This window comes from Ferranicluibacter rubi (genome assembly GCF_011603255.1).
Lineage (GTDB): Bacteria > Pseudomonadota > Alphaproteobacteria > Rhizobiales > Rhizobiaceae > Ferranicluibacter > Ferranicluibacter rubi.
On record NZ_JAANCM010000002.1, the window covers coordinates 435174 to 449647 of the forward strand.

A 14474-nucleotide genomic window follows, 5' to 3' on the forward strand; every position below is an offset into this window, starting at 1 on the left:
GAATAGCGGGCTGCTTGGTATATTGAGCCCGCGAAACCGAAATTCGCTGCGAGGACGCGGCCGGGAACACGCGGCCGTGCCGTGCCTGGCTTTTCGTGAAGATTTGCGGCAACAAAGACGTCAAGTGCGGGTGACGAACGGCGACACGGCCGGGGTCCGGCGCGCTTCAAGCCAGGACTGGACGAAATGCAGGAAGTATTGCTTGTCATCTATCTCATGGTCGTGCTGGCGCTGATTGGCGTCGTGCTGATCCAGCGCTCGGAAGGCGGCGGTCTCGGCGTCGGCGGCGGCTCGGGCTTCATGTCCGCTCGCGGTACGGCGAACGCGCTGACGCGTACGACGGCGATCCTTGCCACGCTCTTCTTCGTCCTCGCTCTGGCCATGAGCATCTATGCTCGCTACCAGCCGAACGCGACCGACGTCCTCGACCGTATCCCCGGAACGACCAACAACGGCAACGGCGTCCTCGATTCGCTCGGTGGCACCACCACGGCGCCTGCGACACCCGCGACCCCGGCACCAGCCGCTCCCGGCAACGGCGTTCCCACCGGTGGCGATGCTCCGGCCAGCACGGCCCCGGCAGCCACGGCACCCGCGACGCCCGCTCCTGCGGCAACGACGCCGGCAGCACCGGCTCCGTCGAACACGATGGCGCCCGCCAACAATACCATGGCGCCTGCCAACACGATGGCGCCTGCCGCACCGGCACCTGCGACGGAAACTCCTGCGGCCACGCCGCCTGCAGCGACTGGCACGGGCGCACCCACCGCTCAGTAAGCCGAGCGCAGCCAAATCCGACCGGCGGAACCTGTTTTCCGCCGGTTTTCTTTTGTGCGTCATCGATGTCAGCGCCTCGAAATCTGGGGAGTGCGGCATTTTTCGATGGCGGAATCGATCTCGAAAAGGTATCCGGTCAAGCCCATGGCGCGATATGTATTCATCACCGGCGGCGTGGTTTCGTCCCTTGGAAAAGGGATTGCCGCAGCCGCTCTCGGCGCGTTGCTGCAGGCCCGTGGTTATCGGGTGCGGCTTCGTAAACTCGACCCCTATCTGAACGTCGATCCGGGCACCATGAGCCCGACCCAGCACGGCGAGGTGTTTGTCACCGACGACGGCGCGGAGACCGACCTCGACCTTGGCCATTACGAGCGCTTCACTGGCCGCTCGGCCACCAAGACCGACAACATCACCACGGGTCGCATCTACAAGAACATCATCGACAAGGAACGCCGCGGCGACTACCTCGGCGCGACCGTGCAGGTGATCCCGCACGTGACGAACGAGATCAAGAATTTCGTCACCGAGGGCAACGAGGAATATGATTTCGTCATCTGTGAGATCGGCGGCACGGTCGGCGACATCGAGGCCATGCCGTTCATGGAGGCGATCCGCCAGCTGAAGAACGACCTGCCGCGCGGGGCCGCCATCTACGTCCACCTGACGCTGATGCCCTATATTTCGGCCGCAGGCGAGCTGAAGACCAAGCCGACGCAGCATTCCGTCAAGGAACTGCAGGCGCTGGGCATCCACCCGGACATTCTGCTGGTGCGCGCCGATCGCGAGATCCCGGAAGCCGAGCGCCGCAAGCTCTCGTTGTTCTGCAACGTCCGTCCGTCCGCCGTCATCCAGGCGCTCGATGTGGCGAGCATCTACGACGTGCCGATCGCCTACCACAAGGAAGGCCTCGATTCGGAAGTCCTCGCCGCCTTCGGCATCGAGCCCGCGCCGAAGCCGCGCCTCGACAGCTGGGAAAACGTCTACGACCGGATCCGCACGCCGGAAGGCGAGGTCACGATTGCCATCGTCGGCAAATATACCGGCCTCAAAGACGCCTACAAATCCTTGATCGAGGCCCTCTACCATGGTGGCATCGCCAACCGGGTGAAGGTCAAGCTCGAATGGATCGAGTCGGAAGTCTTCGAAAAGGAAGATCCGGCGCCCTACCTCGAAAAGGTCAACGGCATTCTCGTGCCCGGCGGCTTCGGCGAGCGTGGTTCGGAAGGCAAGATTCTTGCGGCCCGTTTCGCCCGCGAACGCAAGGTGCCCTATTTCGGCATCTGCTTCGGCATGCAGATGGCCGTCGTCGAAGCGGCGCGCAACCTCGCCGGCATCGAGGAAGCGTCTTCGACCGAGTTCGGCCCCACGGCCGAGCCCGTGGTCGGCCTGATGACCGAGTGGATCAAGGGCAACGAGCTTCAGAAGCGGACGGCCTCCGGCGACCTCGGTGGAACGATGCGCCTCGGCGCCTACAAGGCGTCGCTGAAGAAGGGCACGAAGATCGCGGATATTTACGGCTCCGCCGATATCTCCGAGCGCCATCGTCACCGCTACGAGGTGAACATCGACTACAAGGACCGCCTCGAAAATTGCGGCCTCGTCTTCTCCGGCATGTCGCCGGATGGCGTGCTGCCGGAAACGATCGAATATGCGGATCATCCGTGGTTCATCGGCGTCCAGTACCATCCTGAACTGAAGTCCCGCCCGCTCGATCCCCATCCGCTCTTCGCCAGCTTCATCGAAGCTGCGGTGGAGCAGACGCGGCTAGTATAAGAGCGATCCATAGATCGTCTCAGATCCGGCTTAACCGCTTTGCACATGTATAGATCGCCTCCTGTTGAACAGGATGGCGATCTTTCTTTGAGACAAGATTGCTCAGGCCATCCATGCGGCGGAAGCTTCAACCCCGAGTCTGGCAATCGCTTCTTTCGACCAGCCGCGGGACAAATGCTTGACCGCGATCACATGCGCACCGGTCTCCAACTGGGAGACAACCTCGCAAGCGTCTTTCCCATGCGCCACGATGACTTTCGGACGGATAGTGCGGACGAGATACCGAAAGGGTGTCGTATCGCGATTTGTCAGTGCCAGTTCCGGCTTCGTCTCAGACGCGACCGCAAATATGTTCGTCTCTAGAACAGCGGCGGGAAACGCTGCTTTGATGAAACCCTCAATGTTTCGGCGAGTGGGTGAAATTGTCGGCCGAAATGACTTGCCTGGCTTGAGGGGTTTTGTCTGACGTTCCCGTATGTATTCCTCAATCCATGCTTCCTTGTCGAAACCTCGTGTTTCACTCCAGAATGACCAGAAATCCTTGCCCATTTCTGTAGCTGGGTTGTAGCCCACAAGAAAAATGGATGCTTCGAAGGGAGAGCCGGAACAGACAAAAGGGCGCACTTTTGTCGCTCCGCCGATAACGTTGCGTAGGTCTTGTTCAAACTGCTTCAATGATGATGTCGACATGTTTTATCCCCGTAATCTCTGCCAGTAGCGAGAGCATCCCTATGATGAGATGAAACGCCTCGTAAGGGGCAAGTTCCCGCTCGTTGCCGGCTGATAATCGATCAAAACCTTCTTTTAACATTTACCTGTCATTCATCTCTTTCGAACCTTGGATCGAGAGCGATGCGTGTATTGATTTTCGTCGCCCTGATGGCGCTTGCCGGTTGTGCAACGGCGCCCAAGAACACCCGGAATGCCTGCGCGATCTTCGAGCAGCGCGATGGGTTGTTCAACAATTGGCAGCGTGCTGCGCGGCATGCCGAGAAGCAGTATGGCGTGCCCGTGCCTATCCTGATGGCGACGATCCAGACCGAGTCGAATTTTCGCCCGCATGCCAAGCCGCCGCGCACGAAGCTTCTGGGCTTCATCCCGTGGAAGCGCGTCTCCAGCGCCTACGGCTATTCCCAGGCGCTCGACGGCACGTGGGACGAGTACCGCGCCTCGACGGGACGCTGGATGGCCAAGCGGTCGAACTTCTCCGACGCCATCCACTTCGTCGGCTGGTATCACGCCCGCAACCACCGCAAGAACGGCATCGGCCTCAACGATGCCTACAATCTCTATCTCGCCTATTACTCGGGCGATGCGGGCTATGCGCGTGGCTCCTGGCGCGGCAATGCCGGCCTGCAGGCGACAGCCCGGCGTTCGGCCGCCCTCGCGTCGTCCTATGCCAGCCAGTTGCGAAACTGCGACTAGGCCGGAAACATCAGGTCAGTCCTGCCGCACCAATTCCAGCCTTGAATTGTCGGCCCGAAGATGCCAAGCACCGGTGAACGCTCGGTTCCTGCCGGCGTGACGAGGAGAAGCGGACGATGAGAGACGACCGACCGGCAATCGCGGGCCATGTCCGCCGCCATCTCGATCATCTCGTCCTGCCCGTCGCGGCGCTTGCCACGGCACGCCAGCGCTTGTCGCGCCTCGGCTTTACCGTCGCCGGCGATGCCCTGCATCCGTTCGGCACCGAAAATGCCTGCGTCTTCCTCGCCGACAAGACCTATCTGGAGCCGCTTGCCGTTGCCCAGCGCGAGGACTGCGAAGCTGCCGCCTTGCAAGGCAATGCCTTCGTTGCGCGAGATCTCGCCTATCGCTTTCGCCGCGGCCAGGATGGCTTCTCCGCACTCGTCTTTTCCACGGACGACGCCGTCGCCGACCATGCCCGGTTTCAAGACCATGGCCTGTCCGGCGGCGACATCCTCGAATTCTCAAGGCCGATGAAACGTCCGGATGGAAAGGAAGCGATCGGGCAGTTCCGACTGGCCTTCGCCAGCGACCTGCGCGCGCCGGATCTGCTCTGCTTCACCTGTCAGCGCGTGCAGCCGCTCCCCGCCGATCGCACCGCCCTCGAAACACATGCAAACGGGGTGACCGGCATCCGTCAGGTGATCCTGTCCGAGCCCAATCCGACCGACTTCCAGTATTTCCTTCAGGAGGTCGTGGATGAGCGTGAAACGGAGGCGCATTCGTTCGGCATGGACATTCCCGCCGCCAATGCCCACATCTCCGTCCTGAACGAGGCCGGTATGCGGGGTTTCCTCGGTGTCGACGAGCCGCTGACAGAGCGCGGCCTCCGGGCCCGTGCGATCGTCTTCACGGTCGGGAACATCGCCGCCACCGAAGCCATGCTGGCCGCCAACGCCATCGAGCATGTCAAACGGGACAGCCGCCTGATCGTCACTGCGGCACCCGGACAGGGCGCCATCTTCGTATTTGGAGAATGACCATGAAAACCAATGATTCCGTCGTCGTCGGCGAGGGTGCGCGCGCTGTGACCTTCTCGCAAGGATCGAAGCTGTCGCTCATCGCCGGCCCCTGCCAGATGGAGAGCCGCGACCATGCCTTCATGATCGCCGGCCGCATGGTGGAACTCTGCGACAAGCTCGGCCTCGGCCTCGTCTACAAGTCGTCCTTCGACAAGGCCAACCGCACATCGCTGTCCGGCAAGCGCGGCATCGGTATCGAGAAGGCGATGGAGATCTTTGCCGATCTCAAGACGGAATACGGCTTTCCCGTTCTCACCGACATCCACACTGAGGAGCACTGCGCGCTCGTCGCACCCACAGTCGATATCCTGCAGATCCCAGCCTTCCTCTGCCGCCAGACGGACCTGCTCGTCGCCGCTGCCAAGACCGGCCGCACGATCAACGTGAAGAAGGGCCAGTTCCTTGCGCCCTGGGACATGAAGAACGTGCTGTCGAAGTTTACCGAGAGTGGCAATCCGAACGTGCTGCTCTGCGAGCGCGGTGCCTCCTTCGGCTACAACACGCTTGTCTCCGACATGCGCTCGCTGCCAATCATGGCGGGTCTCGGCGCGCCCGTGGTGTTCGATGCGACACATTCGGTCCAGCAGCCGGGCGGGCAGGGCACGTCTTCCGGAGGCCAGCGCGAATTCGTCGAGACGCTGGCACGCGCCGCCGTTGCGGTCGGTGTCGCTGGTGTGTTCATCGAGACGCATGAGGATCCCGACAATGCACCGTCGGACGGTCCGAACATGGTCGCTATCGACGACATGCCCCGTCTGCTCGAAACCCTGCTCGCCTTCGACGCGATCGCGAAGCGCTGACGGGCGGCGCCCACTGCCATTGTAATTTCATAGCCGTCGATTAAGACAGGCCATCCGCCCAAAACCCAAGGACAGGGAAGAGACCATGACAACCATCATCGACATCATCGGCCGCGAGATTCTGGACAGCCGAGGCAATCCGACGGTCGAAGTCGACGTGCATCTCGAAGACGGAAGCTTCGGCCGTGCGGCCGTTCCCTCCGGCGCGTCCACGGGTGCGCATGAGGCGGTCGAACTGCGCGATGGTGGCTCGCGCTACCTCGGCAAGGGCGTCGAGCGCGCCGTCGAATTCGTCAACGGCGAAATCTACGAAGCCATCGGCGGTCTCGATGCCGAGAACCAGATCCAGATCGACCAGGTCATGATCGAACTCGACGGCACCGAGAATAAGTCGCGCCTCGGCGCCAACGCCATACTCGGCGTCTCGCTCGCCGTTGCCAAGGCTGCCGCCGAATCGGCCGGCCTGCCGCTTTACCGCTACATCGGCGGCCCGAACGCCCATTACCTGCCGGTGCCGATGATGAACATCATCAACGGCGGCGCGCATGCCGACAACCCGATCGACTTCCAGGAGTTCATGATCGTTCCCGTCGGCGCCGACTCGATCCGCGATGCCGTGCGCATGGGCTCGGAAGTCTTCCACACGCTGAAGAAGCAGTTGTCGGCCGACGGCCACAACACCAATGTCGGCGATGAAGGCGGCTTCGCGCCGGGCCTCGCATCCGCACCGGCAGCGCTCGACTTCATCATGAGCTCGATCGAAAAGGCCGGCTACAAGCCCGGCGAAGACATGTTCATCGCGCTCGATTGCGCCTCGACCGAGTTCTTCAAGGACGGCAAGTACCACCTAGAAGGCGAAGGTCGCGTGCTCGAGCCGGAAGCCATGGCAGACTACCTTGCGGAACTCGCTGCCAAGTACCCGATCTTCTCGATCGAGGACGGCATGGGCGAAGACGACTGGAACGGCTGGAAGTACCTGACCGACAAGATCGGCTCGAAGGTCCAGCTCGTCGGCGACGATCTCTTCGTCACCAACTCCAAGCGCCTGCGCGACGGTATCAAGATGGGTGTCGCCAACTCGATCCTCGTCAAGGTCAACCAGATCGGCTCGCTGTCGGAAACGCTCGACGCCGTGGAAACCGCCCACAAGGCTGGCTACGCCGCCGTCATGTCGCACCGCTCGGGCGAAACGGAAGACAGCACGATCTCGGACCTCGCCGTTGCCACCAACTGCGGCCAGATCAAGACCGGCTCGCTGGCCCGCTCCGACCGGACCGCGAAGTACAACCAGCTGATCCGCATCGAAGAGCAGCTCGGCCCCCAGGCGCAGTACATGGGGCGCTCCATCCTGCGCGGCTGATCTTTCAAGCGCGGCTATTCGCAAAGCCCGGGCTTCCGCAAGGAGGCACGGGCTTTTTTCGTTTCCGCGCGGCGTCCTCCCAATGTTCGTTATGGTCAACGCTCGATTAACACATGCCTGCTAGCTTGAAGGCCAGTAGCGTAGCAGGGCGTCAGCGTATGTGGACCAAGCATCATCGGAAGCGGAAACTCGGGCGGTTTGCCATGCCGCTCATCACTGTCGCCTTCCTTTCCTATTTCTCCTACCACTCGATTCACGGTGACTTCGGCCTGCGGGCAACGGAGGTCTTCGACCGCCAGCGCGTGGAGCGGCAGGCGACGTTGAAAGAGCTGACGGAGAAGCGTCAAATCCTTGAAAAGGAAGTCGCTTTGCTCAGCGATGGCTCCATGGAGCGCGATATGCTGGACGAAAAGGCGCGTTTCGGACTGAATATGTCCCGCGCCGACGAGATCGTCATCTTCCACTGAGTCCATCAGTTAACCGAAAAGACGTTAATCAAAATTTATACAGTTTTTTCAGTTGCTTGTGCCGAATATAAGCCATGCAAATATAGCATTGCTGTTGTCACAGTCTTTCCCTATGGTAGCCGCAAAACGCAAACCATAGGGAGGATCGCATGGCTCCGCGTCAGAACGCGTCCGTATCCAGCCGCGGCAAGTCAGCCGGTAAATCTGCAGGCAAGGATTTCGCCAACGGCACGATCGTAGAATTCGACCGCGAACAGGACCTGAAGGCCTATCGCGAAATGCTCCTCATTCGCCGTTTCGAGGAAAAGGCCGGCCAGCTTTATGGTATGGGCTTCATCGGCGGCTTCTGTCATCTCTACATCGGTCAGGAAGCTGTCGTCGTCGGTATGCAGATGGCGCTGAAGCAGGGTGACCAGGTCATCACCGGTTACCGCGACCACGGCCACATGCTCGCAACGGGCATGAGCGCGCGCGGCGTCATGGCCGAGCTCACGGGGCGCCAGGGCGGCTACTCCCGGGGCAAGGGCGGCTCCATGCACATGTTCTCCAAGGAGAAGAATTTCTACGGCGGCCACGGCATCGTCGGTGCACAGGTCTCGCTCGGCACGGGCCTTGCCTTCGCCAACAGCTATCGCGGCAACGACAACGTCTCTCTCGCCTATTTTGGCGACGGCGCGGCCAACCAGGGCCAGGTCTATGAGAGCTTCAACATGGCGGCCCTCTGGAAGCTGCCCTGCATCTACATCATCGAGAACAACCGCTACGCCATGGGCACATCCGTCGCCCGCGCATCCGCCGGCGTCGATTTCTCCCAGCGCGGCGCCGCCATCGGCATCCCTGGCTATCAGGTTGACGGCATGGACGTTCGTGCGGTCAAGGCCGCCGGTGAGGAAGCTGTTGCCCATTGCCGCGAGGGCAAGGGTCCGGTGATCCTGGAAATGCAGACCTACCGCTACCGCGGCCACTCCATGTCCGACCCGGCGAAGTATCGCTCCAAGGACGAAGTTCAGAAGATGCGGTCCGAGCACGACCCGATCGAGCAGGTGAAGGTTCGCCTGCTGGAGAAGGGATGGGCCACCGAGGACGAGCTGAAGGCGATCGACAAGGACGTCCGCGACATCGTCGCCGACAGCGCCGATTTCGCCCAGAACGATCCGGAGCCGGATGTATCCGAGCTCTACACCGACATTCTTCTGTGATCCGGGACGAGGGATTGATCCATGCCTATTGAAATTCTGATGCCCGCCCTTTCCCCGACCATGGAAGAAGGCACGCTCTCCAAATGGTTGAAGAAGGAAGGCGACACCGTCGCTTCCGGCGACGTGATCGCTGAAATCGAGACCGACAAGGCGACCATGGAAGTGGAAGCCGTCGATGAAGGTACGATCGGCAAGATTCTGATCGAAGCCGGCACCGAAAACGTCAAGGTCAACACGGCCATCGCTATCCTGCTGCAGGAAGGCGAAAGCGCCGATTCGGCTGCCGACGCCAAGCCGGCGGCACCGAAGGCCGATGCCGACACGCCGACCGCAACGTCGAACGATGCCGGCGGTAAGGCCCGCGAATCGAGCGACGAGCCGACGTCGAAGGCCGACAGCAAGGTGCCGGCAGCACCCAAGGTCGATGTCGCCGCCGATCCGGACATCCCGGCCGGCACGGAAATGGTCTCCACGACGGTGCGCGAAGCGCTGCGTGATGCCATGGCCGAGGAAATGCGCCGCGATGGCGACGTCTTCATCATGGGTGAGGAAGTTGCCGAATATCAGGGCGCCTACAAGATTACGCAAGGGTTGTTGCAGGAATTCGGCGCGCGTCGCGTGGTCGATACGCCGATCACCGAGCATGGCTTTGCCGGCGTCGGCGTCGGTGCCGCCATGGCCGGCCTGAAGCCGATCGTCGAGTTCATGACCTTCAACTTCGCCATGCAGGCGATCGACCAGATCATCAACTCGGCTGCCAAGACGCTCTACATGTCCGGCGGCCAGATGGGTGCCCCGATCGTCTTCCGCGGCCCGAACGGTGCAGCAGCCCGCGTCGGCGCACAGCACAGCCAGGATTACGCAGCCTGGTACAGCCACATCCCGGGCCTCAAGGTCATCGCGCCGTACTCCGCTGCCGATGCCAAGGGTCTTCTGAAGGCCGCGATCCGCGATCCGAACCCGATCATCTTCCTCGAAAACGAAATTCTCTACGGCCAGTCCTTCGACGTGCCGAAGATGGATGATTTCGTTCTGCCGATCGGCAAGGCCCGCATTCACAAGACCGGCAAGGATGTCACCATCGTGTCGTTCGGCATCGGCATGACCTACTCGCTAAAGGCGATCGCCGAACTCGAGAAGGATGGCATCGATGTCGAACTGATCGACCTGCGCACGATCCGCCCGATGGACCTGCCGACGATCATCGAATCGGTCAAGAAGACCGGCCGTCTCGTCACCGTCGAGGAAGGCTATCCGCAGTCCTCCGTCGGCACCGAGATTGCCACCCGCGTCATGCAGCAGGCCTTCGATTATCTCGACGCGCCGATCCTGACGATTGCCGGCAAGGACGTTCCGATGCCCTACGCGGCAAACCTCGAAAAGCTGGCTCTGCCGAATGTCGGTGAAGTCATCGAGGCGGTGAAGACCGTCTGCTACAAGTAAGGGAAGCGGGATCATGCCGATCAACATCACCATGCCCGCGCTTTCTCCGACCATGGAGGAAGGCAACCTTGCCAAATGGCTCGTAAAAGAAGGCGACACCGTCAAGTCCGGCGACGTCATTGCCGAGATCGAAACCGACAAGGCGACGATGGAAGTCGAGGCCGTCGATGAAGGCGTCGTTGCCAAGCTCGTCGTTCCCGCCGGCACCGAAGGCGTCAAGGTCAACGCCCTGATCGCGATCCTCGCCGTCGATGGCGAGGATGTCGGCGCTGCTGCTTCGGGTGGCGGTGCGTCCGCGCCGAAGGCCGAGGCTCAGCCTGCCAAGGTCGATGCCGAGCCGGCAAAGGCGGAAGCGCCTGCCGCCGAGAAGACGGCATCCGCACCCCAGGCACAGGCCCCGGCGGCTTCGAAGACGGACGGCGACAAGCGCGTCTTCTCCTCGCCGCTCGCCCGTCGCCTTGCCAAGGAAGCCGGCCTGGACCTCTCCGCCGTCACCGGCACGGGGCCGAAGGGCCGCGTCATCAAGAGCGACGTCGAAAAGGCTGTTGCCGGCGGCACCGGCAAGGCGGCTCCCGCGCCGTCCGCAGCACCAGCGACGGCGGCTGCTCCGGCTGCGGCACCGAAGGGCCTGTCCGACGAGCAGGTTCTGAAGAACTTCGCCGAGGGTTCCTACGACCTCGTGCCGCATGACGGCATGCGCAAGACGATTGCCAAGCGCCTGCAGGAATCCAAGCAGACCATCCCGCATTTCTACGTCTCCGTGGATTGCGAGCTGGATGCCCTCCTCTCGCTGCGCGCGCAGCTGAACGCCGCTTCTCCCGAAAAGGATGGCAAGCCGGCCTACAAGCTGTCGGTCAACGACATGGTCATCAAGGCGCTCGCGCTGGCACTGCGCGATGTTCCGGACGCGAACGTCTCCTGGACCGAGACCAACATGGTCAAGCACAAGCATGCCGATGTCGGCGTTGCTGTGTCGATCCCGGGCGGTCTCATTACCCCCATCGTCCGCTCTGCCGAGTTGAAGAGCCTGTCGGCCATCTCCAACGAGATGAAAGACCTGGGTGCCCGCGCCAAGGGCCGCAAGCTGAAGCCCGAGGAATATCAGGGCGGCACCACCGCCGTCTCCAATATGGGCATGATGGGCGTCAAGAACTTCGCCGCCGTCGTCAACCCGCCGCATGCCACGATCCTTGCGATCGGTGCAGGCGAGGAGCGGGTCGTCGCGAAGAAGGGCGAAATGAAGATCGCCACCGTCATGACGGTCACCCTCTCGACCGACCACCGCGCGGTGGACGGAGCGCTGGGTGCCGAACTGCTGGGCGCCTTCAAGCGCTACATCGAGAACCCGATGGGCATGCTGGTGTAACCCACACGTCTGGTCCTCCCTTCACGGGGAGGACCTTCTCACCTGTTTCGTCGTGCATCCCCGTGACATTTGGCTATGGCCTCGCCATATCAGAGCATGCTGGTACAATGGATGGGTGTGAAGGAGATCGTCGATGGCGAATGAACCGGAAGGCATGATCATACCTCTGCTGCGTGAGATGCACGGCGAAATTCAGAAACAATTCGCAGAGATGCGGGTGGAATTTTTAGAGGTGCGACAGCGTCTGGACAAGCTGGAGAGTGGCCAGAAAACCATTCGGCAGGCTTTGACCGCGGATACGATGATGTCGAAATTCGTGACGGGGGATTTCGAGGAACGGATTTTCGAGCTGGAACGCAAGGTCGAGAAACTGACAAACGGCCAATAGGGAGCCGCGGCGGGCATATCTGCCGCTCAGGCTCGACAGGCCATCTGGCGGCGCAGGAATGACGGACGATGAGTAACACCAGAACAGTCCTCTGCTACGGCGACAGCCTCACCTGGGGTTACGATGCGGCCGCGCCCGGGCGGCATGCGCTTGCGGATCGCTGGCCGACGGTGCTCGGCAATGCGCTGCGCGAGGGCGTTCATGTCATTGCCGAAGGGTTGAACGGACGGACGACGGCCTATGACGATCATCTGGCGGATGCAGATCGCAATGGTGCACGCATCCTGCCGACCGTGCTGCACAGCCATGATCCGATCGATCTCGTGATCATCCTGCTCGGCACCAATGACATGAAGCCCGTCGTGCACGGCACGGCCTTCGGCGCGGTACAGGGCGTGGAACGGCTGATCGAACTCGTCCGGCACCACGCATGGTCCTTCGACGCCGAGGCGCCGGAAATCCTGATCGTCGCACCGCCCGCGGCTTGCGAAACGGCAAATGCGGCGTTTGCGGCAATGTTTGCCGGTGCGCGCGAACAGTCGGCCATGCTCGCCTCGCTTTATGCAGATCTTGCCGACGAAACGGGCTGCGGATTTTTCGATGCGGGATCTGTGGCGAAGACCACACCCATCGACGGCATCCATCTCGATGCGGAGAATACAAGAGCGATCGGACGCGGCCTCGAGCCGATCGTCCGTGTGATGCTCGGCCTCTAAAGCATGTCCAGGCGAAGCTTCCTTGCTTCGCCGCGGGACAATGCGGTCGTAACAAAGATACAGAACGGCAGCGCTCAAGCGCGCCGCGAAAACAGGAAACGCAAGGCATGGCTCAGAACTACGACGTCATCATCATCGGCTCCGGCCCGGGTGGCTATATCGCGGCGATCCGCGCGGCGCAGCTGGGCATGAAGGTGGCCGTCGTCGAGCGCGAGCATCTGGCCGGCATCTGCTCCAACTGGGGCTGCATCCCCACTAAGGCGCTTCTGCGTTCCGCCGACGTGCTCCACAGTGCCCAGCATGCGGCGAATTACGGCTTGAAGCTCGAAGGCACGATCTCGCCGGACCTCAAGGCCATCGTCGCCCGCTCGCGCGGCATCGCCGAGCGCATGAATGGCGGTGTCGGCTTCCTGTTCAAGAAGAACAAGGTCGATATTATCTGGGGCGAGGCAAAGCTGACGAAGCCCGGCGAGATCGTCGTCGGCCCGATCACCAAGCCGATTGTCCAGCCGCAGGGCCCCATCCCGAAGAACACGCTGGGCGAGGGCACCTATACCGCCAAGCACATCATCGTCGCCACCGGTGCCCGTCCCCGCGCACTGCCCGGCATCGAGCCGGACGGCAAGTTGATCTGGACCTATTTCGAGGCGATGAAGCCCGAGCAGATGCCGAAGTCGCTGCTGGTCATGGGCTCTGGCGCCATCGGTATCGAATTCGCCTCCTTCTACCGCACGATGGGCGTCGATGTGACGGTCGTCGAAGTTCTCGGCCAGGTCATGCCGGTCGAGGATGCCGAAATTTCGGCTTTTGCCAAGAAGCAGTTCGACAAGCAGGGCATGAAGATCCTTCTGGAAGCCAAGGTTTCCAAGGTCGAGAAGGGCGCCGACAGCATCACCGCGCATGTCGAGAAGAAGGATGGCACGATCGAGAAGATCACGGCCGACCGCATGATCTCGGCCGTCGGCGTCGTCGGCAACATCGAGAACCTCGGCCTCGAAGCGCTGGGCGTGAAGACCGACCGCGGCTGCATCGTCATCGACGGCTACGGCAAGACCAACGTACCCGGGCTCTATGCGATCGGCGACGTTGCCGGTCCGCCGATGCTTGCGCACAAGGCCGAGCATGAAGCGGTCATCTGCATCGAGAAGATCGCCGGCCTGCCGAATGTCCACCCGATGGACAAGCTGAAGATCCCCGGCTGCACCTATTGCAACCCGCAGGTCGCCTCCGTCGGCCTGACGGAAGCCAAGGCCAAGGCGGAAGGCCGCGAGATCCGCGTCGGCCGCTTCCCCTTCGTCGCCAACGGCAAGGCGATCGCGCTCGGCGAAGACCAGGGCATGGTCAAGACCATCTTCGACAAGAAGACCGGCGAGCTGATCGGTGCCCACTTGGTCGGCGCGGAAGTGACGGAGCTCATCCAGGGCTTCGTCGTCGCCATGAACCTCGAGACGACCGAGGAAGACCTGATGCACACCATCTTCCCGCATCCGACCATTTCGGAAACGATGAAGGAAAGCGTGCTCGACGCCTATGGTCGGGCCCTCAATGCCTGATCGTGACTTGACGTCGGATGCGCGCGGTCGCATCTGAGGTTAGACGCGTGGATCGGTCCGCTTTTGGCGGACCGGCAGACAGCAGGAGCGGGCGGTGTCGCCGGCTCGAACGTCTTTGCGGGCAGGCGGAAAGCTTGTGGACG

Annotated in this window: 15 protein-coding genes; 13 read left to right on the forward strand and 2 right to left on the reverse strand. The window is 61.9% G+C overall.

Annotated features, from left to right (window positions below; all coding sequences use genetic code 11):
• Positions 1–186: 186 nt before the first annotated feature.
• Positions 187–777, forward strand: coding sequence for a preprotein translocase subunit SecG (gene secG, locus G8E10_RS06010; RefSeq protein WP_167127773.1), 591 nt, complete (start codon positions 187–189; stop codon positions 775–777).
• 105 nt (positions 778–882) lie between these two features.
• A complete protein-coding gene (pyrG, locus tag G8E10_RS06015; RefSeq protein ID WP_110729662.1) occupies positions 883–2550 on the forward strand; it encodes a CTP synthase in 1668 nt (555 codons plus the stop codon).
• 102 nt (positions 2551–2652) lie between these two features.
• On the opposite strand, the gene G8E10_RS06020 is transcribed toward pyrG, so the two are convergent.
• A complete protein-coding gene (locus tag G8E10_RS06020) occupies positions 2653–3240 on the reverse strand; it encodes a hypothetical protein (protein ID WP_167127776.1) in 588 nt (195 codons plus the stop codon).
• Complete coding sequence (locus tag G8E10_RS06025) at positions 3212–3361, reverse strand: hypothetical protein (RefSeq protein ID WP_165929734.1); 150 nt, start codon at positions 3359–3361, stop codon at positions 3212–3214. Before G8E10_RS06025 ends, G8E10_RS06020 begins: the two co-directional genes overlap by 29 nt.
• 41 nt (positions 3362–3402) lie before the next feature.
• Here G8E10_RS06025 and G8E10_RS06030 point away from each other — a divergent pair, with 41 nt between their 5' ends.
• From G8E10_RS06030 to lpdA, 11 genes are all read left to right on the forward strand, one after another.
• Complete coding sequence (locus G8E10_RS06030) at positions 3403–3975, forward strand: transglycosylase SLT domain-containing protein (RefSeq protein ID WP_110732461.1); 573 nt, start codon at positions 3403–3405, stop codon at positions 3973–3975.
• Between the two features lie 116 nt (positions 3976–4091).
• Positions 4092–4997, forward strand: coding sequence for a VOC family protein (locus tag G8E10_RS06035; RefSeq protein WP_167127780.1), 906 nt, complete (start codon positions 4092–4094; stop codon positions 4995–4997).
• 2 nt (positions 4998–4999) lie between these two features.
• Complete coding sequence (kdsA, locus tag G8E10_RS06040) at positions 5000–5839, forward strand: 3-deoxy-8-phosphooctulonate synthase (protein ID WP_167127783.1); 840 nt, start codon at positions 5000–5002, stop codon at positions 5837–5839.
• Positions 5840–5924: 85 nt separating this feature from the next.
• The gene (eno, locus tag G8E10_RS06045; RefSeq protein ID WP_110798798.1) at positions 5925–7199 is read left to right on the forward strand and encodes a phosphopyruvate hydratase; all 1275 of its coding nucleotides are present in this window, start codon (positions 5925–5927) and stop codon (positions 7197–7199) included.
• A 158-nt stretch (positions 7200–7357) separates the two neighbouring features.
• Positions 7358–7666 carry an FtsB family cell division protein gene (locus tag G8E10_RS06050; protein ID WP_092933518.1) on the forward strand — a complete coding sequence of 103 codons (309 nt, stop codon included), beginning with the start codon at positions 7358–7360 and terminating at the stop codon, positions 7664–7666.
• Between the two features lie 149 nt (positions 7667–7815).
• Positions 7816–8865 (forward strand): pyruvate dehydrogenase (acetyl-transferring) E1 component subunit alpha, encoded by a 1050-nt coding sequence (gene pdhA, locus G8E10_RS06055; RefSeq protein ID WP_110798799.1) that lies wholly within the window; start codon positions 7816–7818, stop codon positions 8863–8865.
• 21 nt (positions 8866–8886) lie between these two features.
• On the forward strand, positions 8887–10308 hold the full coding sequence (locus G8E10_RS06060) for a pyruvate dehydrogenase complex E1 component subunit beta (protein WP_167127786.1): 1422 nt from the start codon (positions 8887–8889) through the stop codon (positions 10306–10308).
• A gap of 13 nt (positions 10309–10321) precedes the next feature.
• Positions 10322–11674, forward strand: a complete 1353-nt coding sequence (locus G8E10_RS06065; protein WP_167127790.1) for a pyruvate dehydrogenase complex dihydrolipoamide acetyltransferase — start codon at positions 10322–10324, stop codon at positions 11672–11674.
• 133 nt (positions 11675–11807) lie between these two features.
• Positions 11808–12062: a hypothetical protein gene (locus G8E10_RS06070; protein ID WP_167127793.1), complete on the forward strand. Its 255-nt coding sequence runs from the start codon at positions 11808–11810 to the stop codon at positions 12060–12062.
• Positions 12063–12130: 68 nt separating this feature from the next.
• A complete protein-coding gene (locus G8E10_RS06075; RefSeq protein WP_167127796.1) occupies positions 12131–12778 on the forward strand; it encodes an SGNH/GDSL hydrolase family protein in 648 nt (215 codons plus the stop codon).
• A gap of 107 nt (positions 12779–12885) precedes the next feature.
• A complete protein-coding gene (lpdA, locus tag G8E10_RS06080) occupies positions 12886–14331 on the forward strand; it encodes a dihydrolipoyl dehydrogenase (protein ID WP_110798804.1) in 1446 nt (481 codons plus the stop codon).
• The last annotated feature ends 143 nt before the right edge of the window (positions 14332–14474 follow it).